General features: G+C 71.9%; 24 protein-coding genes. 8 read left to right on the top strand and 16 right to left on the bottom strand.

What is annotated here, in order from left to right; translation table 11 throughout:
* Positions 1-229 precede the first annotated feature (229 nt).
* From ABD743_RS27460 to ABD743_RS27470, 3 genes are all read right to left on the bottom strand, one after another.
* On the bottom strand, positions 230-3,073 hold the full coding sequence (locus ABD743_RS27460; RefSeq protein WP_344725237.1) for a vitamin B12-dependent ribonucleotide reductase: 2,844 nt from the start codon (positions 3,071-3,073) through the stop codon (positions 230-232).
* A gap of 151 nt (positions 3,074-3,224) precedes the next feature.
* Positions 3,225-3,689, bottom strand: a complete 465-nt coding sequence (gene nrdR, locus ABD743_RS27465; RefSeq protein ID WP_344725238.1) for a transcriptional regulator NrdR — start codon at positions 3,687-3,689, stop codon at positions 3,225-3,227.
* Positions 3,690-3,873: 184 nt separating this feature from the next.
* Positions 3,874-4,314 carry a hypothetical protein gene (locus ABD743_RS27470; RefSeq protein WP_344725239.1) on the bottom strand — a complete coding sequence of 147 codons (441 nt, stop codon included), beginning with the start codon at positions 4,312-4,314 and terminating at the stop codon, positions 3,874-3,876.
* 554 nt (positions 4,315-4,868) lie between these two features.
* Here ABD743_RS27470 and lexA point away from each other — a divergent pair.
* Positions 4,869-5,663, top strand: coding sequence for a transcriptional repressor LexA (lexA, locus tag ABD743_RS27475; protein ID WP_344725240.1), 795 nt, complete (start codon positions 4,869-4,871; stop codon positions 5,661-5,663).
* A gap of 38 nt (positions 5,664-5,701) precedes the next feature.
* Here the strand turns inward: lexA and ABD743_RS27480 are convergent, their stop codons facing one another.
* The 5 genes from ABD743_RS27480 to ABD743_RS27500 all read right to left on the bottom strand — a co-directional run bounded on the left by ABD743_RS27480 (position 5,702) and on the right by ABD743_RS27500 (position 10,775).
* Positions 5,702-6,679: an NHL repeat-containing protein gene (locus ABD743_RS27480; protein ID WP_344725241.1), complete on the bottom strand. Its 978-nt coding sequence runs from the start codon at positions 6,677-6,679 to the stop codon at positions 5,702-5,704.
* Positions 6,680-6,690: 11 nt separating this feature from the next.
* Positions 6,691-8,172 (bottom strand): GTPase HflX, encoded by a 1,482-nt coding sequence (gene hflX / locus ABD743_RS27485; protein WP_344725242.1) that lies wholly within the window; start codon positions 8,170-8,172, stop codon positions 6,691-6,693.
* 77 nt (positions 8,173-8,249) lie between these two features.
* Positions 8,250-9,128, bottom strand: coding sequence for a diaminopimelate epimerase (dapF, locus tag ABD743_RS27490; RefSeq protein ID WP_344725243.1), 879 nt, complete (start codon positions 9,126-9,128; stop codon positions 8,250-8,252).
* A gap of 1 nt (position 9,129) precedes the next feature.
* Positions 9,130-10,050, bottom strand: coding sequence for a tRNA (adenosine(37)-N6)-dimethylallyltransferase MiaA (gene miaA, locus ABD743_RS27495; RefSeq protein ID WP_344725244.1), 921 nt, complete (start codon positions 10,048-10,050; stop codon positions 9,130-9,132).
* Entirely contained in the window at positions 10,047-10,775 is a 729-nt protein-coding gene (locus tag ABD743_RS27500) for a class III extradiol ring-cleavage dioxygenase family protein (RefSeq protein WP_344725245.1), read from the bottom strand. The genes miaA and ABD743_RS27500 overlap by 4 nt, the downstream gene beginning before the upstream one ends.
* 650 nt (positions 10,776-11,425) lie before the next feature.
* On the opposite strand from ABD743_RS27500, the gene ABD743_RS27505 reads away from it, so the two are divergent.
* The gene (locus tag ABD743_RS27505) at positions 11,426-13,102 is read left to right on the top strand and encodes a DUF349 domain-containing protein (RefSeq protein ID WP_425566990.1); all 1,677 of its coding nucleotides are present in this window, start codon (positions 11,426-11,428) and stop codon (positions 13,100-13,102) included.
* A gap of 51 nt (positions 13,103-13,153) precedes the next feature.
* On the opposite strand, the gene ABD743_RS27510 is transcribed toward ABD743_RS27505, so the two are convergent.
* Both ABD743_RS27510 and miaB read right to left on the bottom strand, forming a co-directional pair.
* Complete coding sequence (locus ABD743_RS27510; RefSeq protein ID WP_344725246.1) at positions 13,154-13,627, bottom strand: Rv2732c family membrane protein; 474 nt, start codon at positions 13,625-13,627, stop codon at positions 13,154-13,156.
* A 53-nt stretch (positions 13,628-13,680) separates the two neighbouring features.
* Positions 13,681-15,156, bottom strand: coding sequence for a tRNA (N6-isopentenyl adenosine(37)-C2)-methylthiotransferase MiaB (gene miaB, locus ABD743_RS27515; RefSeq protein ID WP_344725247.1), 1,476 nt, complete (start codon positions 15,154-15,156; stop codon positions 13,681-13,683).
* 63 nt (positions 15,157-15,219) lie between these two features.
* Here miaB and ABD743_RS27520 point away from each other — a divergent pair, with 63 nt between their 5' ends.
* A complete protein-coding gene (locus tag ABD743_RS27520; RefSeq protein ID WP_344725248.1) occupies positions 15,220-16,188 on the top strand; it encodes a TAXI family TRAP transporter solute-binding subunit in 969 nt (322 codons plus the stop codon).
* On the opposite strand, the gene ABD743_RS27525 is transcribed toward ABD743_RS27520, so the two are convergent.
* Together ABD743_RS27525 and ABD743_RS27530 are read right to left on the bottom strand one after the other, a co-directional pair.
* On the bottom strand, positions 16,097-17,596 hold the full coding sequence (locus ABD743_RS27525; protein ID WP_344725249.1) for a sensor histidine kinase: 1,500 nt from the start codon (positions 17,594-17,596) through the stop codon (positions 16,097-16,099). The two genes, ABD743_RS27520 and ABD743_RS27525, sit on opposite strands and share 92 nt — an antisense overlap.
* A gap of 2 nt (positions 17,597-17,598) precedes the next feature.
* Complete coding sequence (locus tag ABD743_RS27530) at positions 17,599-18,303, bottom strand: response regulator transcription factor (protein ID WP_344725426.1); 705 nt, start codon at positions 18,301-18,303, stop codon at positions 17,599-17,601.
* Positions 18,304-18,432: 129 nt separating this feature from the next.
* On the opposite strand from ABD743_RS27530, the gene ABD743_RS27535 reads away from it, so the two are divergent.
* From ABD743_RS27535 to ABD743_RS27550, 4 genes are all read left to right on the top strand, one after another.
* Positions 18,433-19,161: an amino acid ABC transporter ATP-binding protein gene (locus ABD743_RS27535; protein WP_344725427.1), complete on the top strand. Its 729-nt coding sequence runs from the start codon at positions 18,433-18,435 to the stop codon at positions 19,159-19,161.
* A 62-nt stretch (positions 19,162-19,223) separates the two neighbouring features.
* Entirely contained in the window at positions 19,224-20,123 is a 900-nt protein-coding gene (locus tag ABD743_RS27540) for a glutamate ABC transporter substrate-binding protein (RefSeq protein WP_344725250.1), read from the top strand.
* Positions 20,124-20,195: 72 nt separating this feature from the next.
* A complete protein-coding gene (locus ABD743_RS27545; protein WP_344725251.1) occupies positions 20,196-20,846 on the top strand; it encodes an amino acid ABC transporter permease in 651 nt (216 codons plus the stop codon).
* The gene (locus tag ABD743_RS27550) at positions 20,843-21,724 is read left to right on the top strand and encodes an amino acid ABC transporter permease (RefSeq protein ID WP_344725252.1); all 882 of its coding nucleotides are present in this window, start codon (positions 20,843-20,845) and stop codon (positions 21,722-21,724) included. The genes ABD743_RS27545 and ABD743_RS27550 overlap by 4 nt, the downstream gene beginning before the upstream one ends.
* Positions 21,725-21,749: 25 nt before the next feature.
* On the opposite strand, the gene ABD743_RS27555 is transcribed toward ABD743_RS27550, so the two are convergent.
* Positions 21,750-23,705 (bottom strand): S9 family peptidase, encoded by a 1,956-nt coding sequence (locus ABD743_RS27555; RefSeq protein WP_344725253.1) that lies wholly within the window; start codon positions 23,703-23,705, stop codon positions 21,750-21,752.
* Positions 23,706-23,742: 37 nt separating this feature from the next.
* Entirely contained in the window at positions 23,743-24,204 is a 462-nt protein-coding gene (locus ABD743_RS27560; RefSeq protein ID WP_344725254.1) for a hypothetical protein, read from the bottom strand.
* Here ABD743_RS27560 and ABD743_RS27565 point away from each other — a divergent pair.
* Positions 24,182-24,880 (top strand): DUF6065 family protein, encoded by a 699-nt coding sequence (locus ABD743_RS27565; protein ID WP_344725255.1) that lies wholly within the window; start codon positions 24,182-24,184, stop codon positions 24,878-24,880. The genes ABD743_RS27560 and ABD743_RS27565 overlap by 23 nt on opposite strands.
* Positions 24,881-24,884: 4 nt before the next feature.
* Here ABD743_RS27565 and ABD743_RS27570 read toward each other — a convergent pair whose 3' ends face one another.
* Positions 24,885-25,208, bottom strand: a complete 324-nt coding sequence (locus tag ABD743_RS27570) for a thioredoxin domain-containing protein (RefSeq protein ID WP_344725256.1) — start codon at positions 25,206-25,208, stop codon at positions 24,885-24,887.
* Positions 25,205-25,720 carry a hypothetical protein gene (locus ABD743_RS27575; RefSeq protein WP_344725257.1) on the bottom strand — a complete coding sequence of 172 codons (516 nt, stop codon included), beginning with the start codon at positions 25,718-25,720 and terminating at the stop codon, positions 25,205-25,207. The genes ABD743_RS27570 and ABD743_RS27575 overlap by 4 nt, the downstream gene beginning before the upstream one ends.
* Positions 25,721-25,744 lie beyond the last annotated feature (24 nt).

A 25,744-nucleotide genomic window follows, 5' to 3' on the forward strand; every position in this document is an offset into this window, starting at 1 on the left:
ACTGATCTTCAGCGTGTTCACAGGTGCAAAGGGGGACACTTAAAATTGGTGATCCCTGTGCCCGGATACGCCGACAGCGTATTCCTCGTACCGCGCTTCCGCCGAAGCGGACTCGGGACATGCCACGGTCCTGGCTCCCCGGCGGCGTGAAAGCAGGTCGGCCCCGGGACGAGATGGAGTGCGGGCCTCGCTCCTGAGCGGGGCTCGCACTCCTTCTCGTGGGCCGATGTCAGCTGCAGCCGCTGGTGGAGCCGCAGCCCTCGCAGAGGTAGCAGGAGCCCGCCGGACGCATCTTCGTGCCGCAGGTCATGCACAACGGCGCGTCGGCGGCCTTACCCAGGCGCAGCTCCAGGAGCTCGGTGGAGCTGCCGACCTCGACCGGAGCCGGCGCGGCACCCGGGGTGCGCTCGGCCTCCTCGGCCGCCGGTGCGGCGTCGACCGAGGACCGCAGCCCCTCCACGTCGACCTCGCCGTAGCCCGTGGAGTAGTCGGTGCCCGCCACCTGCTTGGTGCGCTCGTCGGCGGAGAAGATGCCGAGCTGCGCGCGCTTCTCGTAGGGCAGGTGGTCCAGCGCCAGCCGCCGGAACAGGTAGTCGAGCACGCTCGTGGCGATGCGGACGTCCGGGTCATCGGTCATCCCGGCGGGCTCGAACCGCAGGTTGGAGAACTTCGAGACGTAGAACTCGAGCGGGATGCCGTACTGCAGACCCACCGAGATCGACATCGAGAAGGCGTCCATGACACCGGCCAGGGTGGAACCCTGCTTGCCGAGCTTGACGAAGATCTCGCCGAGCCCGTTGTCCGGGTAGGACCCCGCCGTCAGGTAGCCCTCGGCGCCGCCGACGGTGAAGGAGACCGTCTCGCTGGGGCGCTTCTTCGGCAGCCTGCGGCGCACCGGACGGGCCTCGACCGGGGCGGGAGCCTCGGCCTTCTCGGTGGCCTTGGCCGACTTGCCGGCCGAGAGCGGCTGGCCGACCTTGCAGTTGTCCCGGTAGATCGCGAGCGCCTTCAGGCCGAGCTTCCAGCCCTCCAGGTAGATCTTCTCGACGTCCTCGACGGTGGCCACCTCGGGCATGTTGACCGTCTTGGAGATCGCCCCGGAGAGGAACGGCTGCACCGCCGCCATCATCCGGACGTGACCCATCGGCGCGATGGACCGCTCGCCCATGGCGCAGTCGAACACCTCGTAGTGCTCGTGGCGCAGCCCGGGCGCGTCGATGACGTGACCGTGCTCGCCGATGTACTCCACGATCGCCTCGACCTGCTCGTGCTGGTATCCCAGCTTCACGAGCGCCCGCGGCACGGTCTGGTTGACGATCTGCATGGAGCCACCGCCGACCAGCTTCTTGAACTTGACCAGCGCCAGGTCGGGCTCGATGCCGGTGGTGTCGCAGTCCATCATCAGGCCGATGGTGCCGGTGGGGGCGAGCACCGAGGCCTGCGCGTTGCGCCAGCCGTTGCGCTCCCCGACCGCGAGGCATTCCTTCCAGGTGCTGGTTGCGAGCTTGTGGACCGGGCTGCTCGCCGGGAAGGTACGGACGTCGTCGTTGGCCGCTGCGTGCTTGCGGATCACTCGCTGGTGCGCCTCGGCATTGCGGGCGTAGCCGTCGTAAGTGCCGACGACGCCGGCGAGCTCGGCCGAGCGCTTGTACGCCGCGCCGGTCATCAGCGAGGTGATGGCCGCGGCGAGGGCCTGGCCGCCCTCGGAGTCGTACGCGTGGCCGGTGGCCATCAGGAGTGCGCCGAGGTTGGCGTAGCCGATGCCCAGCTGACGGAACTTGCGCGTGGTGTCGGCGATCGGCTCGGTGGGGAAGTCGGCGAAGCAGATCGAGATGTCCATCGCGGTGATGATCAGCTCGACGGCCTTCCGGAACCGCGCCGCGTCGAACTGGCCGTTGTCGCCGAGGAACTTGAGCAGGTTCAGCGAGGCGAGGTTGCAGCTGGAGTTGTCCAGGTGCATGTACTCCGAGCACGGGTTGGAGGCGGAGATCCGGCCCGACTCGGGACAGGTGTGCCAGTCGTTGATCGTGCCGTCGTACTGGATGCCCGGGTCGGCGCACTCCCACGCCGCCTGCGCGATGGTGCGGAAGAGCTTCTTCGCGGGAACCCGGTCGATGACCTCTCCGGTCATGCGGGCACGCAGCCCGAACTCGCTGTCGGCCTCGACGGCGCGCATGAACTCGTCGGTGACACGAACCGAGTTGTTGGCGTTCTGGTACTGCACCGACGCGATGTCGCTGCCGCCGAGGTCCATGTCGAAGCCCGCGTCGCGCAGCACGCGGATCTTCGCCTCCTCCTTGGCCTTGGTGGCGACGAACTCCTCGATGTCGGGGTGGTCGACGTCGAGGACCACCATCTTCGCCGCCCGACGCGTGGCGCCACCGGACTTGATGGTGCCCGCACTGGCGTCCGCACCGCGCATGAACGACACCGGGCCGGAGGCCGTGCCGCCGGAGGACAGCAGTTCCTTGGACGAGCGGATGCGCGAGAGGTTGAGCCCCGCGCCGGAACCGCCCTTGAAGATCAGCCCCTCCTCGCGGTACCAGTTGAGGATCGACTCCATCGTGTCGTCGACGGCGAGGATGAAACAGGCCGATACTTGTTGAGGGCTCAACGTTCCAACGTTGAACCACACGGGCGAGTTGAAGCTGAACACCTGGTGCAGCAGCATCCAGGTGAGCTCCTGGGCGAAGACCTCGGCGTCCTCCTCGGTGGCGAAGTAGCCGTGCTCCAGGCCCGAGCGGTGGTAGACGCCGACGACCCGGTCGATCAGCTGCCGCAGGCTCGACTCGCGCTTGGGCGAGCCCGCAGCGCCACGGAAGTACTTGCTGGTGACGATGTTGGTGGCGTTGACGGACCAGAAGTCGGGGAACTCGACGCCGCGCTGCTCGAAGTTGACCGTGCCGTCACGCCAGTTGGTCATGACGACGTCGCGGCGCTCCCAGCTGACCTCGTCGTAGGGGTGGACACCCGGCGTGGTGTAGATCCGCTCGACGGTGAGGCCCGCCGCCCTGCCCGACTTGCCCTGGGCTTTCTTCCCTCGCCCTGACGCGGTTCCGACGGTCTCGGTCATGCTCTCCCTCTCCTGCGCGCTGCCGATGGCTGGGTGCACCGGCGCGCGTTTGCGAATGCTTCGGCTTGCTGTGCGGTGTGTGCAGGTGTGTTCTCGGTCGGTGCCCGGACGGCGGCGACTCGGATGGAGCGAGGCGCCGGGGTGCGGGACTTCAGTCGGCGGCTTGCCCGCTGCCGGGCGTGCGGAGCTCGGCGATCTCCTTCTCGAAGTCCTCGATGGACGAGAAGGAGCGGTACACGCTCGCGAACCGGAGGTAGGCGACCTCGTCGAGCTCGCGCAGCGGACCGAGGATGGCGAGCCCGACCTCATGGCTCGGGATCTCGGCGGTGCCGCCCGCACGGACGGCCTCCTCGACGCGGTGGGCGAGCTGCTGCAGCGCGTCCTCGTCGACGGGGCGGCCCTGACAGGCTCGGCGGACTCCGTTGACGACCTTCTCGCGGCTGAACGGCTCGGTGACCCCGCTGCGCTTGACGACGGCGAGCACGGCCTCCTCGACCGTGGTGAACCGACGACCGCACGCCGCGCAGGACCTCCTGCGCCGCGTGGCCTGGCCGTCGTCGACCTCACGGGAGTCGATCACACGACAGTCCGAGTACCGGCAGAACGGGCAGCGCATCGGACCGATCCCTTCCCCACAGTTCTCCCGGCGTGACCGCCGTGAGACCCACCCCCGTGAACGAACAACACGAGTGTAACCACAACATGTAGGGGTGGGGGAAGCCGGAGGCCCCATACGTGCCGCCATCTGTCCTCCTAACGAGGACGAGCAGTACTCGGCCCGGCGCGGCGGACGCCGAGGGTCAACCCTGTGGCACGCGCAGTACCTGGCCGGGGTGCAGCTGCACCGAAGTGAGGGAGTTGGTGGTGACGATGCGCTCCGTGAGCGCCGCCAGCTGGGGCTCCGACGCCGTGGGCGCCACGCCCCGAGCCACCTCCCAGACGGTGGCCTCGGGCCCCACCGTGACCGTGGAGGCGACCGCAACGGCCGGGCCACCACCCACATCGGCCCGGGACTGGGCCACGACACCGCCGAGCTGTCCGAGGCCGACCACGACCGCCGCGGCGACCACGGTGAGACCCGCGGCGGCCAGCGCGCGGCGAACCCTGATCCGGAGCGGCAGCCCAGCACCACTACCCCGGACCCGCCGCGCCAGGATCCGCTGCCCCGACGAGAGCAACCGCACCGCAGGCCACGCGGGATGCGGCAGCGCGGCCGGGCGCACGACGACCGGAACCGCCACCGGGCGCACGGGGCGCGGGCCACGCGACCCCCGCCGCCGCCCGTGCAATCCGGATCCGCCGACCCTCCCCCGATCGCCGGCACGAAACCGCCGCCCGGCCCATGCAGCGGCGGCATCACCCGGGCCGCCCGACACGTCTTCCGGCGCGACGACGCGGGAGCGCGACCACTGCACCCCCGGCGGCGTCAACGTCGCCACCCGCCCGTGACCCGACGTCTGAAGGCGTCCCCCACCGGAACGAATCTCGGCCGGCCGCCCGATCTCGTCGTGCTCGTTCATCGCCGCCTCGCCTCTCAACGTTGTGCCAATCAACGCCGTGCTCACCGAGCAGCCCCACCGCCGCCCGCGCGACTCAAACAACCGTTCGAACGAACGTCTGTGCGATGTCTACCACCGAGCACCGACAGAATCGAGAAAAGTGGGCGTGTCGTTCGAACATGCGTTTGGCGGAGGACGGGATCGGGGCTACCGTCGTGCCGACCACAACGGACACCGCGTCGCACCACGCCAGCGCGAGAAGGCCGCCGGCAGCGACCACGGAGGAGGCACGACGAATGGCACGGGACGAGCCCGGCACCGGGGCCGGTAGCGAGGCCGGCCCGGACACACCCGGCGGCGTCAACGCGACGCTGAACGGCAGGTCGGCACAGGTCAGCGCGTTCCCCGACCCCCCGACCAACCCGGCAGGGCTCACCCCCCGCCAGCGCAAGGTGCTCGAGGTGATCCGCGACTGGGTCGAACGGTTCGGCTACCCGCCGAGCGTGCGGGAGATCGGTGACGCCGTGGGCCTCACCTCCACCTCCTCGGTGCACCACCAGCTGCGCACCCTGGAGCGCAAGGGCTACCTGCGCCGGGATCCCAACCGCACGCGCGCGGTCGACGTGCGGGGGCCGGACGACACGCCGGTCAGCGACGACGTCGTCACGGCGGGCACGGTCACCACCGACAGCACCACCTCCGACGAGCTCCGCCCGGCACCCGCCTTCGTGCCGCTCCTGGGCAACATCGCGGCCGGTGGGCCGATCCTCGCCGAGCAGGCCGTCGAGAGCGTGTTCCCGCTCCCCCGCGAGATCGTCGGCGAGGGCACCCTCTTCCTGCTGAACGTCCGTGGCGACTCGATGATCGAGGCCGCGATCACCGATGGCGACTGGGTGGTCGTCCGGCAGCAGCCCGTGGCCGAGAACGGCGAGATCGTCGCCGCGATGATCGACGGCGAAGCCACGGTCAAGACGTTCAAGCGGCGCGACGGGCACGTGTGGCTGATGCCGGCCAACCCGGCGTACGACCCGATCGCAGGCGATGACGCCACCGTGCTCGGCCGTGTGGTGGCGGTGCTGCGTAGGCTCTGACAGCAGCCCGGACGGCTGCAGGCGCTACCGCTCCAGGGTCAACGACGGCGCAGGGCGATCGCCCCCGCCAGCATCAGCAGGACCCCTGCCACGGCGCCTCCGCCGAGGGCGGCAGGCAGCCACGGGGGGGTGGGTTCGGCCGCCTCCGGCGCCCGTACGGGCGCCGAGGCACCGTCGGTCCCAGGGCGCGCGGCGGCGAGAGCCACCGCTCCCGCCACGGCGCGGAGCTCGCCGGTGGCCCCGCGGCTCTCCGACCCGGACAGCAGCGTGCCGTCGCGGTCGAACGCCAGCGCCTCACCTTGCGGTTCGTCAGGCAGCGGCACGCGCACGGGCGTGCCGCTGAGCGCGCCGACGAAGTCGCCCCGGGACACGGGGTACAGCCAGGCGTCGGTGTAGGTGCGCAGGGCCACCACCGAGCCGTCCACGCTCACCGCGGCCCCGGTCACCACGCGCGATCCGATCTCTCCGATCGGTCCGCCCGGCGTGTCCGACGACGGCAGCGTCACCTCGCCGACCCGTACCAGCGGGGTGGGGCCGACTCCCTCGGGCACCTGGGCAGTGCGGTACACACCGGCCGGGCGCCCCACCTCCTTGGTGATCACGACCGGGCGGCCACGCGCGTCGATCAGCAGGGCCTCCGCATCGTGCGGACCGTCGGGGTAGGTGAGCCGGTGCAGCCGGCTCTCCCCTTGCGGCGGCAGCACCACCACGGCGACGGTGTCGCGGCGCAGCTCGTTGTCGCCGATGTCGGCCACCCAGAGGGACTCGTCCGGGCCGACGGCGAGATCCTCGGGGTCGAAAGGGTTCACCCCCGCGCTCTGCGAGTCGACCACGGCGCACGTGTCGGGGTCGATCTGGTGCAGCTCGACGCGGCTGCCCCCGTCGCTCATCGCCCACAGCGCATTGCCGGCGACCGCCAACCCCGAGAGCTCGGCGAGCCGCGGATCCTCCACGGCACACTTCACCTGCGGAGCGGCTGGTGGACCGGCCAGGGCCATCGTCAGGACCCCGGCCATGAGCAGTCGGATCAGTGTGCGGCGCCGTCCTCGAGGGGGACCCCCGCGAGCGCGAAGGGCAGCACGGCCGTGGCCAGGTCGGCACCGACCCTGGCGCGCAGCCGGGTGCCGTGCGGGGTGTGCTCCTCGGCCAGCACCTCGCCCTCCGAGTGCACCCGGGCCACCAGCGAGCCCTGCACGTAGGGCACCAGCAGCTCCACGTCGACCTCGGGTCGCGGCAGCAGCTCGGCGAGGCGCTCGCGGAGCTTGTTCACTCCGTCGCCACGACGAGCCGAGACGAACACGGCGTCCGGGAGCAGGTGGCGCAGCCGCGCGAGCTGCAGGTCGCCTGCTGCGTCCGTCTTGTTGACGACGAGCAGCTCCTTGGGCATCGTGCCCGCGTGCTCCTCGCCGATCTCGACGAGCACCTGGCGGACCGCCTTGATCTGGTCCTCCGGGAGCGGGTCGGACGCGTCGACCACGTGCACGAGCAGGTCGGCGTCGGCCGTCTCCTCCAGCGTGGATCGGAACGCCTCGACGAGCTGGTGCGGCAGGTGCCGCACGAACCCGACGGTGTCGGTCAGCGTGTAGGTGCGTCCGTCGGCGGTGGAGGTGCGGCGCGTGGTGGGGTCGAGGGTGGCGAACAGCGCGTCCTCGACGAGCACACCGGCGCCCGTGAGCGCGTTGAGCAGGCTCGACTTGCCGGCGTTGGTGTAGCCGACGATCGCCACCGACGGGATCTCGTTGCGGTTTCGGGAGCCGCGCTGGGTGGCCCGCACCTGCCGCATCCCGGCGATCTCGCGCCGGAGCTTCGTCATGCGGTGGCGGATGCGGCGACGGTCGAGCTCGATCTTGGTCTCACCGGGGCCACGGCCACCGATGCCGACGCCGCCTGCGGCCCGGCCACCGACCTGGCGCGACAGCGACCCACCCCAACCACGCAGGCGCGGGAGCAGGTAGGACAGCTGCGCGAGCTCCACCTGCGCCTTGCCGTCCTTGGAACGGGCGTGCTGGGCGAAGATGTCGAGGATGAGGCCGGTGCGATCGATCACCTTGACCTTGAGCTTCTCCTCCAGCTGACGCAGCTGGCCTGGCGAGAGCTCGCCGTCGCAGATCACGGTGTCGGCGCCCGCGGAGAGCACGGAGTCGCGTAGCTCGTCGACCTTCCCGGTGCCGATGAAGGTGGCCGGATCGGGCTTGGAGCGGCGCTGGATCAGGCCGTCGAGCACCTGCGAACCGGCGGTCTCGGCCAGGCGCGCCAACTCGGTGAGCGAGGCCTGGGCCTGCTCGGCGCTGCCTTCGGTCCAGACCCCGACGAGCACGACGCGCTCGAGGCGCAGCTGCCGGTACTCGACCTCGGTGATGTCGGTGAGCTCGGTGGACAGTCCCGCCACGCGGCGGAGGGACGTGCGCTCCTCGAGATCGAGGTCGCCTCGCGTGGCGTCGGCGGAACGCGCATCGGCGCCGTAACGGCGCGGCTCACCAGTGGTGGCGGACAGGACGGGTTTAGTCATCGTGGGATTCATGCTCCCATGCCAACGCCCCGCCTGTCTGGTTTGTTTCTACGCGGAACATCGCGTGTCGGATGCGGTCAGCTGCTCATCCGAGCGGGTTCGCGACCGGCGGCCTCCCACCAGGACCTGGTCAGCTCGCCGTGGGCCACGAGAACAGCGGGTCCGTGCAGCACGGTGGTGGCTGCCTCGACGGTGACCCTGAGGCGGCCGCCGAGGGTGTGCACTGCCACCGTGCCGGTGTGGCGGCCGGTGTCGCGCAGCGCGGCCACGACCGCGGCGACCGTGCCGGTGCCGCAGGAGCGCGTCTCCCCCACACCCCGCTCGTGGACGCGCATCGTCACCTCTCCGTCAGGACCTGCGCCGGTCGCGACGAGCGGGGAGACGAATTCGACGTTCACCCCGTGCGGGAACAGTGCCCGGTCGTGGCCGGGGGCGACGGTGAGATCGAGCGCTGCGATGTCGTGGCCGGTGACGCACGCCAGGTGGGGGTTGCCGACGTCCACGGCCACGCCGGGGAAGAACGCACCGTCGACGCTCGCGGTGCTGGGCTCCCCGACGATCGCGGGCCCCATGTCCACCGAGATCTCACCGTCGGGGCTGGTGGGATCCATCCGGACGACGCGCACGCCGCTGCGGGTGCCCACCGGCGTCTCGCTGCCGGTGAGCCAGCCGGCGCGGGCGAGGTAGCGGGCGAAGACGCGTACGCCGTTGCCGCACATCTCGACGACCGTGCCGTCGGCGTTGCGGTAGTCCATGAACCACTCGACGCCCGGCACCGGCGCGGGTGCGTCCGTCAGCGCCGCCCAGCGCACCACGCGCAGCACGCCGTCGGCACCGAGCCCGCGGCGGCGATCGCAGAGCGCGGCGACCCTGGTGGGGGTGAGGTCCAGGGTGGCGTCGGGGTCGGGCAGCACGATGAAGTCGTTCTCGGTGCCGTGGCCCTTGCTGAACTGCACGTCATGAGCCTACTTGGGCTGCCAGCGCGGCCATGGCGCGGTCGAGGAGGCCGGGGGCGGCGGCGTCGAGCCAGTGGATGCGGGAATCGCGACGGAACCAGGAGCGCTGGCGGCGAACGAAGCGTCGGGTGGCGCGAACCGTCTCCGCCGCGGCGCAGGAGTGGTCCCCCGCGCCGTCGAGAGCGGCGATGACCTGCTGGTAGCCCAGCGCACGTGACGCGGTGAGCCCGTCACGCAGCCCGTGGTCGAGCAGCCCGCGGGTCTCGTCGACCAGCCCGGCGGCGAACATCCGCGCCACCCTGCGGGCGACGCGTGCGTCGAGGTCCGCGGTGTCGCGTTCCACTCCGAGCAGCACCGCGCCGTAGCGGGGCGCGCCGCCGGCGGGCAGCCGCGCCGGGAACGGGCGGCCGGTCAGGGCGATCACCTCGAGGGCCCGGACGATCCGCCTGCCGTTCGTGGGCAGCACGACCGCGGCCGCCTCCGGGTCGACCTCGGCGAGCCGGGCGTGCATCGCCTCGGGCCCGCGCTCGTCCAGCTCGGCCTGCAGCGCGGCGCGCAGATCCGGATCGGTGCCGGGGAACTCCAGCTCGTCGACGACGGCCTGCACGTACAGACCGGAGCCGCCGACGAGCACTGCGGTGCGACCGGCTGCGCGAAGCCGCTCCACCACCTCCCGCGCCGCGCGCTGATAGGCCGCGACGGACGCGACCTGCGTGACGTCGAGGACGTCGATCAGGTGGTGCGGGATGCCGGCGCGTTCGGCGGGCGAGAGCTTCGCGGTGCCGATGTCGAGGCCGCGGTAGAGCTGCATGGCGTCGGCGTTGACGACCTCGCCGCCCAGCTCCGCGGCCAGCGCGAGGCCAAGGTCGGACTTGCCCGTCGCCGTCGGCCCGACGACGGCGACCAGTGGTGGCGCGTTCACCGCAACGGCGCCCAGACCGCCACGTGGTAGGCCACGCCGTACGGGATCGACGAGTGCAGCAGCTCCCCGCGCCACCGGCCTCCGGCGGCCGCCGCGGCGAGCACCTGCCACGGTGCGCGGCCCGCTGCGAGCAGCGCGGTGGCGAGCCCGGCGTCGAGGTGCGCCAGCACGTCGGTGTCGGCGTCCCGCAGCGCCGTCGCGACGGCCGTGTCGAACGGACCGGCGCGCTCGTCGAGCAGGCCGGGAAGCGTCTCGCTGTGGGTCGCGGCGCCGTCCCCGACGACGAGCAGGCCGATCGGCTCCGGGTCGGCCGCGGCCTCGGCGGCGAGCGCAGTACCGAGATCCGCACACGAGGCCGGGGTTTCGTCGGGGGCGACGAGCTCACCCCGGATGCTGGCCGGGACACCCGCGGCCGCCGCCATCCATCCGGCGATCAGCAGCGGCAGCGGGAGCTCCCGGTCGATCGGCGCAGCGGCGGAGGCGGGATCGAGCTGCACCGTCACGTCGACTCCGAAGCCGGCGAAGGTGCCGCGGGCGGGCGCCCGGACGGTGCGCCTGCCACGCCCATCGGCGCCCACCACGATCCACCGCGGCGAGGCCGCCCCCAGACACACTGCCGCGCCGACGCACGCCGCCCGTAGCTCGGCGGTCTCGGCCGCCGCGCCCGTCGCCAGCTCGGGAACGAGCAGGGGCGGTTCGGGCACCACGGCGACCAACGACAGCACGATCGAAGCCTAGGCTGCAGTTCTCGACCAGCGCGTTCGGGCGCGACTCGCCGATCGGTACAGGCCGCTGGCTGCGCAGCGCCCGCGCGGGTTGTTCCGGTCGGCCCGCCGAACTGTTTCAATCGCGGGACGACCAGCGGTCACGAGGACCGGGAACGGTCGCTGTGCACGGCTCCGCCCACGGGCGGGGCGCCCGCCGTCCGCGGCGGGCCGGAGCAAGGAGGACGACGGTGTCGGAGCAGCAGGGGACGGAAACGCCACACACGGCCACAGAGGGCGAGGCCACCGGGCCCGCAGCCGAGGTCGAGCAGGCGGCAGCGGCGCAGCCGACGGCCCAGGAGCAGTCGGTTCCGGCAGGTGATGCGGACGCTGATCCAACCGGCGCTGACGCCGTCGAGACCCCGGCCGCACAATCCCCGGCCACCCAGACCTCAGCCGCCGAATCGTCGCCGGCCCAACCTCCGGCCGCACAACCTCCGGCAGCCCAACCTTCGGCAGCCCAACCTCCGGCAGCACGGCCATCGCCGCTGGAGTTCGGGCACGGTCGCGGCTCAGGCGCCGGGGCCGAACCCGGAGCCGGCGCCGAGGCAGCGGCCACGCCACCGGCCGAGCCGACTCCTGCGCCGACGCCCGCACCGACCGCAACGCCTGTGCCCGCGCCGCCGGCCACCCCAGCAGCCGAGGCAACTCCCGCCTCGGCAGAAGCCGGCGCCGAGGCCGCGGCTGCGGCCGTGCCGGCAGCCGAGCAGACGGACACGGCAGCCACGCAGGACGCCACGCCTGCGTCCGAGCCGACGGCAAGTCCGGTGGCCGCCGCCCCGGCGGCTCCCGAGCCGCCCCGGCCCGCGCCACCGCGCCCGGGCCCTGCCGCGACGCCCGCGCCGCCGCGGCCCAGCCCGGCCACGGTCGCCGACGCGGCGCACCCGAGCCCGGCCACGGTCGCGAACGCGCCGCACCCGAGCCCGGCCGATGTCGCCCACGCGCCGCACCCGAGCCCCACCGACGTCGCCAACGCGCCGCACCCGCCACCGGTCGTCTCACCGGCGGCCGCGGGTGGCACGGCCACGGACGCGCCGGTGCCGGTCGCCCAGCCCTCCCCCGTCGCCAGTGCGAGCGTCGACCCGGGCCGCTGGGGCCGAGTGGACGCGGAGGGCACCATCTACGTCCGCACGCCCGACGGGGAACGGGTCGTCGGGTCCTGGCAGGCCGGGGCGCCCGAGGAGGGGCTCGCCCACTTCGCCCGCCGGTTCGACGACCTACTTACCGAGACGGAGCTGCTCGCGGCGCGCCTCGCCGCCGGAGGTGGCGACCCGAAGCACGCGCTGAGCAGCGCCAAGACGCTGCGCGACGGACTGGACGAGGCCACCGTGGTCGGCGACCTGGTGGGGCTGCGCGACCGGCTCGACGAGCTGATGGCGCAGGCCGAGGAGGCCGTGAACGCGGCCAGGTCGGCCCGCGACGCCCAGCGTGCCGCCTCCGTGGCCCGCAAGGAGGAGCTCGCCGCGGAGGCCGAGACGCTCGCCACCGAGGCCACGCAATGGAAGCAGGCCGGCGACCGCTTCAAGGCGATCCTCGACGAGTGGCGCTCGATCCGCGGCATCGACCGCAAGACCGACGAGCAGCTGTGGAAGCGGTTCTCGAAGGCCCGTGAGTCGTTCAACCGTCGCCGCGGCTCGCACTTCGCCGACCTCGACCGCCAGCGCGCCACGGCGAAGGCCCGCAAGGAGGAGCTGGTCGTCGAGGCGGAGAAGCTCACCGACTCCGACGACTGGGGGCCCACCGCGGCCCGCTACCGCGACCTCATGGCCGAGTGGAAGGCCGCAGGTCGCGCGCAGAAGGACGCCGACGACGCGCTGTGGCAGCGGTTCCGCACCGCACAGGACGCGTTCTTCGCGCGCCGGTCCGGCACCTTCGCCGAGCGGGACGCCGAGTTCTCCGCCAACGCGGAGGCGAAGCGGGCCCTGCTCGCTGAGGCCGAGAAGATCGACGTGTCGGATCCGGGCGGAGCCCGCGCCGCCCTGCGCCGTATCCAGGAGCGCTGGGAGGAGATCGGCAAGGTCCCGCGCGACGACATCCGGCCGCTCGAGGCCGGCTTGCGGGCCGTCGAGGAGAGGGTGCGCGATGCCGCCGAGCGGCAGTGGCGACGCACCGACCCCGAGGCCGAGGCACGGGTGGCGCAGTTCCGTGAGCGGGTGGCTCAGTTCGAGGCGCAGGCGGAGAAGGCCCAGGCGGCCGGCGACGCCCGGCGCGCCGAGCAGGCGCGGAGTCAGGCCGAGCAGTGGCGCGAGTGGCTCACCACCGCGGAGCAGGCGGTGCGGCAGCGCTGACGGGTACCCGGGGGGCCGTGCGCTCCCCGGGCCGCCGGGCCGGCCGGTGGGTCAGCGACGTCCGGCGATCCGCACCCAGCACACGGTGAGCGTCACCACGGCGAGCACCGCCAGCACGAGCCCCACGCCGGGCCCGGTGGCGCCCACCGGAGCCCCGACCTGCCGGGACCAGATCGCCCACACCCCGGTGACCACGGAGATCCCGCAGCCCACCGCGGCCAGCCAGGCCAGTGCCCACCACCGGGTGGCGAGCGCCAGTGCCGAGACGACCAGGCCGAAGCCGAGCGAGGTGTAGGTGAACAGGCGCGGCAGCACCCCGAGCCGAGGCTCGAGGCCGGCGAACACCTCCCAGCCACGGATCGACCCGGTCCACGGCAGCATCAGCGCCCCGATCAGCACGAGTATCGCGATCGACACGGCCAGTGCGGTGGGGCCGGGGTCGATCTGACGCTCGATGCGCCTGCCCGCCCGGTCCAGCTCCTGGTCGAGGGCCGCCAGCTCTTCGGGGACCTTCCGCTCGTTCATCGCTCTTCCTCCCTCGCCGCTCGATGGCCGCGCCCGATCAGCTCGTGCGTCGCTCACGTGCGGGTACCGCATCCGGGTGCGGCCGCCACCGGTTCCGGGGCGCCGAAGACCGGCAGGCCGAGCGTCGTGGGGGCGCCGCCCGGACGGGTGCCCGCCTCGTGCGCGTCGCCGGCACGGGTGCGGCGGTGGGACAGCACAGGACCGTCCGCCACCAGGTGGTGCGGTGCTCCGTACCCGATGGCGACCTCGACGACGTCGCCGGGCCGGATCGCGGCGGAACCCGCCTCGCCGGGGGCGAAGTGCACCAGCCGTCCGTCACGGGCGCGGCCGCTCATCCGGCGGGTCGCGCCGTCCTTGCGTCCCTCACCCTTGGACACCAGAACCTCGACGATCTGACCCTCGAACGCCCGGTTGGCCGCCCAGGAGATCTCCTCCTGCACGGCGACGAGCCGCTCGTACCGCTCCTGCACGACGGCCTTGGGCAGCTGGTCGGGCAGCGTGGCGGCCGGTGTGCCGGGCCGGGGCGAGTACTGGAAGGTGAAGGCGTTGGCGAACCGGGCATCGCGAACGACGTCGAGGGTGGCCTCGAAGTCGGCATCGGTCTCACCGGGGAACCCGACGATGATGTCGGTGCTGATCGCCGCGTGCGGGATGGCGGCCCGCACCTCGTCGAGGATCGAGAGGTAGCGCGCCGACCGGTACGAGCGGCGCATCCGTCGCAGCACGTCGTCCGAGCCGGACTGCAGGGGCATGTGCAGCTGTGGGCACACGTTGGGCGTCTCGGCCATCGCGGCGATCACGTCGGAGGTGAAGTCGCGGGGGTGCGGGGAGGTGAACCGCACCCGCTCGAGGCCGTCCACCTCGCCGCAGGCCCGCAACAGCTTCGCGAAGGCGCCCCGGTCGCCGAACTCGGCTCCGTAGGAGTTGACGTTCTGTCCGAGCAGGGTCACCTCGAGCACGCCGTCGGCCGCGAGCGCCGAGACCTCGGCCAGCACGTCGCCCGGCCTGCGGTCCTTCTCCTTGCCCCGCAGCGACGGGACGATGCAGAACGTGCACGTGTTGTTGCAGCCGACCGAGATCGACACCCATCCGGCATAGGCGGACTCCCGCCGGCTCGGCAACGTGGACGGGAAGACCTCGAGCGACTCGGCGATCTCGACCTGTGCGATGGCGTTGTGCCGCGCCCGCTCCAGGAGGACGGGCAGGGCGTGCACGTTGTGCGTACCGAACACGACGTCGACCCAGGGAGCGCGCCGGACGATCTCGGAGCGGTCCTTCTGCGCGAGGCAGCCCCCGACCGCGATCTGCATTCCGGGCCGGGCGTCCTTCACCGGGCGGAGGTGGCCGAGGTTGCCGTAGAGCCGGTTGTCGGCGTTCTCGCGGACGGCGCAGGTGTTGAACACGACGACGTCGGCCTCGTCCGAGTCGGACTTCGTGTACCCCGCCGCCTCGAGCAGCCCGGCCATCCGCTCGGAGTCGTGCACGTTCATCTGGCACCCGTACGTGCGGATGGCGTAGCTACGGCTCACAGATTGAGGGTAGGCCGCCGCCGGGCGGTCGACCGCATCGGCCGGGCACGGCAGGATGCCCCCGTGGCGGGGGGGCGTGCGGTGGACCGGCGTTCCGTGCTGCGCTGGCTCGGCGCTCTCGGCCTGCTGAGCACATTTCCCGCCTGCTCGTCGCCCTACGCCGGTGCGCGGCTGACCCTCGCCACGGGCGGCACCCAGGGCGTCTATTTCGCGCTCGGCACTGCACTCGCAGACGCGTGGCAGCAGAAGCTGGGGCTCGCGGTCCGGCCCGCTGTGCTCTCGACGGCCGGTTCGGTGGACAACCTGCGGCTCCTCGCCGCGGGGGCGGCCGACGTGGTGTTCAGCCAGGTGGACACGGCCGCCGACCAGCTGGAACGCTCCGCACCGGATGATCCGCGTGCCCCACGCGCGCTCGCCCGGATCTACGACGACGTCGTGCACGTCGTGGTCAGGGCCGATTCGCCTGCCACCACGCTCGCCGGCCTGCGGGGAGCCAGGGTCTCGCTCGGCGCCCGTGACTCGGGCGTGTACGTGATCGCCACGCGGCTGCTGGGCGTGGCCGGGCTGAACCCCGACACGGACCTGCAGGCCGAGCAGCTCGGGATCAACGAGTCGGTGGCCGCGCTGGAGAGCGGTGCGATCGACGCGTTCTTCTGGTCGGGTGGGGTGCCCACCGACGGGATCAGCCGGCTCTCGCAGGCGCTGCCGATCCGGCTGCTCGACCTCGAGGACGTGGTCACGCCGGTGCGCGAGGCCTTCCCCGCGTACGCGCCCGGCACCGTCCCGGCCGCGACCTACGGCATTCCTGCGCCCGTCACCACGCTGCTCGTGCGCAACTTCCTGCTGGTGGCTGCCGCGATGCCGGACGACCTGGCGAACGCGCTGGTGAGAGGGCTGTTCGAGGCACAGCCGGACCTCGCTGTGGCGAGCCCGGCCGCTCTCACCATCGATCCCCGCGCCGCCATCGGCACCCAGCCGGTGCCGTTGCACCCTGGCGCGGAGCGGTTCTTCCGCATGACGAAGACCATCTGACGTAGTCCACGGGGTCCCCGGGCTCCTCAGGGAGCACCCGGCGCAACCGTGCGATCACCTGCAGGCCACCGCCCGCGGGGAGCTCCAATTCCAGCCCACCCCCGGCCAGCTCGACGGTGCGGGCGGCGATCGCCAGCCCCAGCCCGGAGCCCTCGACGTTGCTCTGGCCCGGGCTGCGCCAGAACCGGTCGGTCGCCCGTTCCAGCTCGTCCGGTTCGAGGCCGGGGCCGGTGTCCCGCACCGCGATCTCGACGTGGGAGGAGGTCACCCCGGTGCGCACGGTGATCGCGCCACCCGGCGGCGAGAACTTCACCGCGTTGTCCAGCACGGCATCGAGCACCGTCTCGATCGCCCCGACCGGCGCGGCCGCGCTCAGGCCGTGCTCTCCGCAGCGGAGGAGCCGCAGGCCGGTGTGCTCCGCCAGCGGACGCCAGGCCTCGATCCGGTCCGCCACGGCAGGGTCGACCTCGACGACCACCACGGGCGCTGTGCGTTCGGCCCGGGCCAGCGCGAGCAACCCGTCGAGCAGTGTCGAGAGCCGCTCGGCCTCCTCCAACGCAGCGATGTGGTCCTCCACGGCGGCCGCGTCGACCCGCCCCTCCAGGTTGGACAGCCGCAGGCGCAGAGCCGTGAGGGGGTTGCGCAACTGGTGGCTCGCGTCGGCGACGAAGGCCCGCTGCGCCGAGTACGCCTGGGTCACCGTCTCGGCCATGCGGTCGAAGGAGACCGACAGCCTGCGCAGCTCCGGAGGCCCCGACCCGTCGGCCACCGGCTCGGCGTCCGCCCCGGCGAGCACCGCGGCTGCGACCCGTCCGGTGCCCTCGTCGAGCCTGCGGACCGGACGCAGGATCCACCTGACGATCGGCAGCGCGACCAGCACGGCCAGCACGAGCGCGAGCAGCCCGGCTGCCGCCACCACCGACCACACCCGCACCTCCTCGGCGCGTAGGGCGTCGGTCGGCGAGACCGTGACAGCGGCCCCGCGGACCTCGGCATCGACCAGCACCGGCTCGGCGAGCACCAGCGGCCGGTCGTCCCAGGGCAGCAGCGGCGGGTACGACTCCGAGCGCCGGTTCGCCAGCGCGAGCTCGACACGCCTGCGGCCGGCGTCGTCGAGCACGGGCGGCGGCTGCCGTGACGTGGCGACCACCCGGCCGTTCCGATCCACCACCATCACCGCGACGCCGTAGACGGAGTCGTAGCGGCGTAGGTCGGCCTCCAGCCCCGACGTGTCCGCCTCGGTGATCGGGCGCTCCGCGAGCGAGGCGTAGAAGATCGTGTCGGTCAGCCGGTCGGTGAAGAGCTCGAGCTGGTTCGCCTGGGCGTTCGTCAGGGCCAGCGGGACGCCCAGCCCCACGGCCAGCAGGCCGACCAGGAACAGCACGATCACCAGGAGCCGGGCGCGCACCCCTACTCCGTGCCGGTGAAGGAGGGGCCGTTGTCGGGCACTCCCAGCCGGTAGCCCACGCCCCGCACGGTCTGCACGAGGTCGGCACGGCCGAGCTTGGTGCGCAGCGTTGCCACGTGGACGTCGAGGGTGCGGTTGGCACCGGCCCAGGAGCGGCCCCACACCTCGGCCACGATCCTGCTGCGCGGGCACACGGCGCCGCCCGAGCTCGCGAGCAGCGCGAGTACCTGGAACTCCTTGCGCGTGAGGTTGACCGGCCTGCCTGCGACCGTGACCGAGTGGCGGTGCAGGTCGACGCTGACGTCGTCGATCACCACCACGTCGTCCGGGCCCGCGGATCCCGCGGCCGGGACGACCCGGCGCCGACGGTAGACAGCATGCACCCGTGCCAGGAGCTCGCCGATGTCGTAGGGCTTGACGAGGTAGTCGTCCGCGCCGGAGTGCAGGCCGAGGATGCGGTCGTCGACCTCGCCGCGGGCGGACACCACGATCACCGGCACCTCGCTGACCGCCCGGATCTCCCTGCAGACATCCACGCCGTCGATGTCGGGCAGACCGAGGTCGAGCAGCACCACGTCGACCCCGGCCAGATGGTCGACCACCCCGCGGCCGTGCGCCAGCCGCGTGGTCGTCATCCCGTTACGGTGTAATGCGGGCCGCAGTGCGGCCGCCACCCGGTCGTCGTCCTCCACCAGCAGGATGTGCAAATCCCCCACACCTTCTCGCCGAGCGTTATCGGAGCGAAACCCTATGGGTTGCTCAAGGTGCTGGACTGAGTCGACCGCATCGTCCTAGCGTCCCGCCATGCCCGGAGGCCCACAGTGACCAACACCGCCATGATCCGCATGGCGTCCGTCGACAAGCACTTCGGCGAGCTCCACGTCCTGCGCGACATCAACCTCGAGGTCGACAGCGGCCAGGTCGTGGTGGTGCTGGGCCCGTCTGGATCCGGCAAGTCCACGCTCTGCCGGACGATCAACCGGCTCGAACCGATCGACAGCGGCATCATCGAGGTCGATGGTAAGCGCTTGCCTGAAGAGGGCAAGGCCCTCGCGGCGTTGCGCGCCGACGTCGGCATGGTCTTCCAGAGCTTCAACCTGTTCGCCCACAAGACGATCCTCGAGAACGTCACCCTCGGGCCGACCAAGGTCCGGAGGGTGTCGAAGGCCGCCGCCGAGAAGGACGGCCTCGCGCTGCTCGAACGCGTGGGCATCGCCAACCAGCGGGACAAGTACCCCGCCCAGCTCTCCGGCGGCCAGCAGCAGCGCGCGGCCATCGCCCGCGCGCTCGCCATGAAGCCCAAGGTGATGCTCTTCGACGAGCCGACATCCGCCCTGGACCCGGAGATGGTCCAGGAGGTACTCGACGTGATGACCACGCTCGCAGCAGACGGCATGACGATGCTGGTCGTCACCCACGAGATGGGCTTCGCCCGCCGGGCCGCCCATCGGGTCGTGTTCATGTCCGACGGCGAGATCGTCGAGGACGCGGCGCCCGATTCCTTCTTCTCCAACCCCTCCTCCGACCGCGCCAAGGACTTCCTCGGCAAGATCCTCACGCACTGACAGGCCGCTCGCCCGGCCCGCACGGCCTCGTTTCTCGCACCGACGGAAGGACCTGCACCACCATGCGTCTCGCTCATCTCACCCGGATCGCCGCCGTTGCGGCGGCCCTGGTGGTCGCCGCCACCGCCTGCGGTGACCAGTCGTCATCACTCGGCGGTTCCTCCGGTGCCGCGCCGTCGGTCGCCCAGGGCGTCTCCTTCCCGGCCGGCTCCACCATGGAAGCCCTCAACAAGGCCCAGACCCTCCGTGTCGGCACCAAGTACGACCAGCCGCTGTTCGGCCTGAAGGGGCTCGACGGCAACCCCGCGGGCTTCGACGTCGAGATCGCCAAGATCATCGCCGGGAAGCTGGGCATCCCCGCCGACAAGATCGCCTACACCGAGGCGCCGTCCGCCGTGCGTGAGGAGGTGATCGAGCAGAACCGCGTCGACGTCGTCGTCGCCACCTACACGATCAACGACAAGCGCAAGGAGCGGATCAGCTTCGCTGGTCCGTACTACGTCGCGGGCCAGGACCTGATGGTCAAGAGCGACAACACCACCATCACCGGTCCCGACTCGCTACGTGCTGCGAACGCCAAGGTCTGCTCGGTGTCGGGCTCGACCCCGTCGGAGAACATCAAGAAGTACATCGACCCGGCGAACCTCACGCTGTTCGACGTGTACTCGAAGTGCGCCGACGCGCTGCGCACCGGCCAGGTCGACGTCGTGACCACCGACAACGTCATCCTCAGCGGCCTCATCGAGCAGTCGAACGGGGCGTTCAAGCTCGTGAACAACAAGTTCACCGAGGAGCCCTACGGCATCGGCATCAAGAAGGGCGACGTCGCCTTCTGCCAGTTCATCGACCAGACGCTCAAGGAGGCGGAGGCCGACGGCAGCTACAAGGCCGCTTGGGACTCGACCGTCGGGAAGGTCACCCCGGAGGTCCCGCCGCTGCCTGCGGCCGACGCCTGCAGCTGATCTCTCCGGAACCGGGGTGCCGACCAGGCCGGTCGGCACCCCGGTGCCGTTCCTCGGTGCGAAAGGGGTGTTGTGGGCGTCATCGTCGAGCAGTTCCCGCTCTACGTGCAGGGTTTCCTCCAGACGCTGCTCATCTGCCTGATCTCCGCGATCGGTGCGCTCGTCGTGGGCACGGTCCTGGCCGGCTTCCGGGTCTCGCCGGTCCCACCACTGCGCATGGTCGGCGCGGCCTGGGTCACGGTCTTCCGTAACACCCCGCTCGCCGTGGTCCTGTTCGCCGTGGCGTTCGGACTGCCCGAGCTGGGCATCAACGGGTCCTACTTCTACTTCGGCGTCATCGGGCTGACCTGCTACACGGCCGCCTTCGTCTGCGAGGCCGTCCGCAGTGGCATCAACTCGGTGTCGGCCGGTCAGGCCGAGGCCGCCCGTGCGATCGGCCTGACGTTCAGCCAGTCGCTCTCACTGATCGTGCTTCCCCAGGCGCTGCGCACCGTCGTGCCCCCGCTCGGCAGCGTGATCATCGCAATGATCAAGAACTCGGCCATCGTCGGCGCGTTCGGCGTCGGCGGCGACCTGTTCGCCAACGGCGTCCAGCTCACCTCGGCCCAGGGCTACGCCGCTGCGGGCGTCCTGGCCGGTGTGCTCCTGGGCTACCTGCTCCTGACCATCCCCGGCGGCATCCTGCTGGGCGTACTCGAGCGGAAGGTTGCGGTGGCCCGATGACCACCTCCGTCCTCTACGACGCACCGGGACCCGTCGCCCGGCGCCGCACCCTGATCTCCAGCAGCGTCGCCGGCGTCATCGTGCTGGTCGTGATCGCTCTCGTGATCATCCGGCTGGCGGGCCAGGGCCAGTTCTCCGGTGAGCTGTGGGGTCCGCTGATCAACCCGTTCAACTCCGACTTCGCGGCGGTCTGGCGGCTGCTCGGCCAGGCGCTGGTCGCCACGCTCGTGGCTGCGGCGCTCACGCTGGTGTTCTCGCTGGTCATCGGCACGCTGTTCGCGGTCAGCCGCATCACGGCGAACCGGTACTACCGCTGGCTCGTCGTCGGGGTGATCGAGTTCCTGCGGGGCGTGCCCGTGGTGATCGCGATCTTCTTCGCGGCCAGGGTGCTGCCCGAGGTGGGGCTCGACCTGCCGGTCCTGTGGTATCTGGTCATCGGGCTGACCGCCTACAACTCGGTGATCATCGCGGAGATCATCCGGGCCGGCGTGGCATCGCTGCCGCGGGGCCAGGCCGAGGCGGGCTACTCCCTCGGGCTGACCAGGGGCCAGGTGCTCTCCTCGATCCTGCTGCCGCAGGCGTTCCGGGTGATGCTCCCTGCGCTGATCAGCCAGCTCGTGGTGATCGTCAAGGACACCTCGCTGGGCTTCATCATCAGCTACGAGGAGTTCGTCCGGACGGCGAACATCATCATCCAGACGCTGCACAACCCCATCCAGATCTACACGATCGTCGCTCTGATCTTCATCGTCATCAACTACGCCCTCGGCAAGCTCGCGGAGTACGTGGAGCGCAGGCTCTCCCGGGCGAGGCGCACGGCCGCCGCACCGGCCGACCCGGCGCTGATGGACACCGGGGGCGCCACCGGCGGAGCGTGACGCCCTGCGGTGCGTGTGAGCACGCTCAGAGGTTCTCCACTACCACCGGCTCGATCCCCTCATCCGCGGGCAGCTCGAAGCCGAGCACCTGGGCGTAGAAGCTCAGCTCGGCGTCGAGCGCCCGGCGGATGTTCTCCGCACGCCGGAAGCCGTGCTGCTCCCCGTCGAAAAGCAGGTAGGCGACGGGGAGCCCGCGCTTGCGCAGCGCCTCGACGATCAGCTCGCTCTGGTTCGGCGGCACGATCTCGTCCTCGCTGCCCTGCAGGACGATCAGCGGGCGGTGGAAGCGGTCGACGTGATGGATCGGCGAACGTTCCTCGTAGACCTTGCGAGCCTGCGGGTACGGACCGACGAGCCGGTCGAGGTAGCGGCTCTCGAACTTGTGGGTGTCGGCGGCCAGCGCCGCGAGGTCGGCCACGCCGAAGAGGTCGGCGCCCGCCGCGAACGGCGTGTCCTCGCGGGCCAGCGCCGCGAGCGTCGTGTACCCGCCGGCCGAGCCTCCGCGGATGCACAGCCGGTTGCGGTCGACACGTCCCCGCTCCGCGAGCCACTGCGCGGCCGCGATGCAGTCGGCGACGTCGATCACGCCCCACTCACCGAGGAGCTGCTCCCGGTAGGCGCGTCCGTAGCCGGTGGAACCGCCGTAGTTGACGTCGACGACGGCGAACCCGCGGCTCGTCCAGTATTGGAGAGCGAGGTTCAGCACGGGCACAGCCGCCGACGTCGGACCGCCGTGGATCACCACGATCAGCGGCGGCAGCTCGCCCTCCGGGCCGTGGTACTGCTCGTGCGCCGGCGGGTAGAAGAGCGCGTGCGCCGTGCGCGGCAGCCCCGCTCCGTCCGCCGACGGGAACGAGACCGGCTCGGGCACCGACAACATCGATGGCCCGATGCCCAGGTCGCGCGGCGGGCGCAGCACCTCCAGCGCGCCGGCGGCCAGGTCCACGAGGTACACCCCCGGCTCGGCCACGGGGCCGCCCGCGATGACCGCCACCGTGCCGGGACCGGCCGGCTGCACCGCCGTGATCACCGAGAACGGCAGGTCCAGCTCGGCGAGCGAGCCGTCGGGCTCGCGCACGACGAGGGCGTCGAAACCCGAGCGGCGGCGCACGAACACCACCCGGGCGTCAGCGAGCACCGTGTAGTACGCCGAACCCAGGCCGAACCCCACCGAGCCGATCTCGGCCTCCTCGCGCACCACGGGCTGGATGTCGGCCCCTGGCACCCAGCGGTACAGGTTCCACCAGTCGGTGCGGTCACTGATGAACCACAGTGAGCCGTCCTCGTTCCACCGAGGCTCGAACACCGACTCGCCGTGACCGCCTGCCACCACCGTCTCCTCGCCCGTACGGAGATCGCGGACCAGCAACTGCGTGTCGTCCCACGGCATCGACGGGTGGTCCCACTGCACCCAGGCGAGCGAGCGGCCGTCGGGGCTGATCCGGGGCGACGCGACGAAGTCCGGACCGGTGACGAGCACCTCCGGCTCGGACGGGGTGTGGGCCGCGATCCGGACGATCTCGTTGCGTACGTCGAGCGCCGAGCTGCCCGCGTGGTGCTCCCGGATGCAGGCGATCCAGGTGCCGTCGGGAGAGACGTCCCCCTCGGCGTAGCGGTCTGCGCGCGGCGAGACCGGCTCCGGGGTCAGCGGTTCGGGCGCGGCCCCCGGGGCCATCCGGTACAGCCGCTGGTCGGCCCAGTCGCTGAACCACACGATCCCGTCGCGCACCCACCAGGCCGCGCCGCCGTACTCGTGCACCGCGGTGCGGGCGTCGCGTCCGGCGGGCAGCAGGTCGGCGGTGGTGCCGTCCTCCGAGCGGCGCACCAGCTGCGTTCGTCCTGCGTCGGCGGGCCGTCCTTCGGACCACACGATGTCGGCCCCGTCGACGGCGAGCCCGGAGAGCCGCACCGACGCGGCGACGACCTGCTCCGAGGTGATGGGGGTCGGCCAGGAACCGTAAGGACGCTCGTTCGTCGGCACGACCCTCACGCTAGTAGGGCGCCGGATGAGAGACCTGTCACGAGGCCCTCATCACGTGCTCACCGCCGGCGCCGACTCTCGTACGAGTCGTCCCGCGCCGCGGGACCCGAGCGACGGAGCCCATCATGCGTACACCGAAGAGCAGGACGTGGAAGGCCGCTGCCGTCGGCATCGGCGTTGTCGGCATCGCCGCAGCGATCGGCGCCGGCACGGCCGGAGCGAGCACGACGCCTGCGGAGATCCTCCCGGTGGCGAGCTCGAACTCCTCCGGCAACTCCTCCGACAACTGCAGCTCGGACTCCTCCAGCAACACGAGCTCCAACTCGTCGAACAACTCCAGTTCCAACTCCTCGAACAACTCCAGCTCCAATTCCTCCAGCAACTCCAGCTCCAACTCCTCCAGCGACGACGACTGACCACCCGCCGCGGCGGCCCTCGCCGGGGTCGCCGCGGCCCGGCCCGACCAGGAGGTCAGGGTGAAGCGCAGATCCGCGACCATCGCGTTCCGCTGCCGTGCCGAGGACGCCGGGGTGATCGCCGAGCCCGTCCCGGCCCGCACGGTGCTCCCGGCGTGGCTGCGCCGCCTGCCCGGCATGGACGCCGAACGACTCAGCGCCACGAACGACGGGCTCACCGTCAAGCGCTGCATGCCGTTCCTCGACGCGCTGGGCGCCGGCTGGATCCTGCCGCTCGCCACGACTGTCCGGCTGGAGATCAGCGACGGCGGCCGCACCGTCAACGCGGGTTGGGAGTTCGACCGGGAGATGGTGAGCACCCACGCTCCGTTCCAGGTCGCAGGCAACCCGTACGAACCACGACCACCGATGAAGTTCCACAACCACTGGACGATCCGGACCGCGCCGGGCTGGAGCTGCCTGTTCCTCCCGCCGCTGAACCGCCCGAGCGACGTCGTGCAGCTGTTCGCGGGACTCGTCGACACCGACGTCTACACGGCCCCGGTGAACCTGCCCTTCATCGCGACCGGCTCCGACGGCGTGCACGTACTGCCGAAGGGGACACCGCTCGTGCAGGTCGTCCCGTTCCGCCGGGACACCGGCCTCACGGCCTCGATCAGGCCGGAGACGGACGACGAGCGGGAGACGCGGCGCCGGGTGCACCGCAACACGCAGGCGGGCGACGGCTGGTACCGCAGGATGGCCAGGGCCGGCCGGTGATGGCTCAGCGCACTCGAGTCCGCAGCGCGGTCCGCAGCACCCCGAGGGCCTCCCACAGCGCGCCCCGGCGCACCAGGGGCAGCACGGCGATCGCCCCCGAGAGGCCCGGCCACCAGCGCACCGAGCCGTCCGGGCGCACGGTGCCCAACGCGGGGGCCGCGCAGGCCCTCACCGACGCGGGAAGGCCGGGGTGGATGGCGGCGAGCTGAGGATCGCGGCAGGACCGCACCCGCACCGGAACGCGCAGCAGGTCGGGCAGCTCCCGTGCGATCCGGGAGCAGGCAGGGCAGGAGACGTCGTAGACGACGACCACCTCGGCGGTCTTCACCACCCGAGCATCGCAGCGACCAGCGTGCCCACGCAGGTCAGGGCCAGCACCGGCCGGACCAGGGGCTCCGACCGCGCCCACACCGCGCTCCATGCGCCGTCGTCGCTCCAGGCGTTGGACAGCAACGGCATCGCGAGACGTCCGAGCGCGAAGCCCGCGGCCAGCGCGAACGCGGCCGGGAACGGCACGATGAACACGATCGCGACCAGCACGAGGTGCGGCAGCGCCGAGGGCGAGTACGTGCGCATCCCGGTGCCCATCTCGAAACCGAACTGCATCGCACCCCACTGCCGCAGGTGCTGGACGTCCTCCGGGACGAGCCGGGCGTTCTGGGGTACCGGGAACCGCAGCAGCCCACACTCCCGCAGCAGCACCGGCACAGCGGCCAGGCCGAACAGGACGTCGCGGACCACCTCGGGCAGCAGCGCGTGGGGCAGCGCACCGAGCACCGCGGCCGCGAAGGCCACCACCACGGCACCGAGCAGCAGGCCGGTGCCGAAGAACCGGATCACGGGCTTGTCGCGCCAGACCGACGC

This window comes from Pseudonocardia yunnanensis (assembly GCF_039534065.1).
In the GTDB taxonomy this organism is placed as follows: Bacteria; Actinomycetota; Actinomycetes; order Mycobacteriales; family Pseudonocardiaceae; genus Pseudonocardia; species Pseudonocardia yunnanensis.

Bases quoted from the DNA above. Each gene is read 5' to 3' on its own strand.
- ABD743_RS27460 (WP_344725237.1), bottom strand. From the start codon at position 3,073: ATGACCGAGACCGTCGGAACCGCGTCAGGGCGAGGGAAGAAAGCCCAG.
- nrdR (WP_344725238.1), bottom strand. From the start codon at position 3,689: ATGCGCTGCCCGTTCTGCCGGTACTCGGACTGTCGTGTGATCGACTCC.
- lexA (WP_344725240.1), top strand. From the start codon at position 4,869: ATGGCACGGGACGAGCCCGGCACCGGGGCCGGTAGCGAGGCCGGCCCG.
- ABD743_RS27480 (WP_344725241.1), bottom strand. From the start codon at position 6,679: ATGGCCGGGGTCCTGACGATGGCCCTGGCCGGTCCACCAGCCGCTCCG.
- hflX (WP_344725242.1), bottom strand. From the start codon at position 8,172: ATGACTAAACCCGTCCTGTCCGCCACCACTGGTGAGCCGCGCCGTTAC.
- ABD743_RS27510 (WP_344725246.1), bottom strand. From the start codon at position 13,627: ATGAACGAGCGGAAGGTCCCCGAAGAGCTGGCGGCCCTCGACCAGGAG.
- ABD743_RS27535 (WP_344725427.1), top strand. From the start codon at position 18,433: ATGATCCGCATGGCGTCCGTCGACAAGCACTTCGGCGAGCTCCACGTC.
- ABD743_RS27540 (WP_344725250.1), top strand. From the start codon at position 19,224: ATGCGTCTCGCTCATCTCACCCGGATCGCCGCCGTTGCGGCGGCCCTG.
- ABD743_RS27550 (WP_344725252.1), top strand. From the start codon at position 20,843: ATGACCACCTCCGTCCTCTACGACGCACCGGGACCCGTCGCCCGGCGC.
- ABD743_RS27560 (WP_344725254.1), bottom strand. From the start codon at position 24,204: ATGGTCGCGGATCTGCGCTTCACCCTGACCTCCTGGTCGGGCCGGGCC.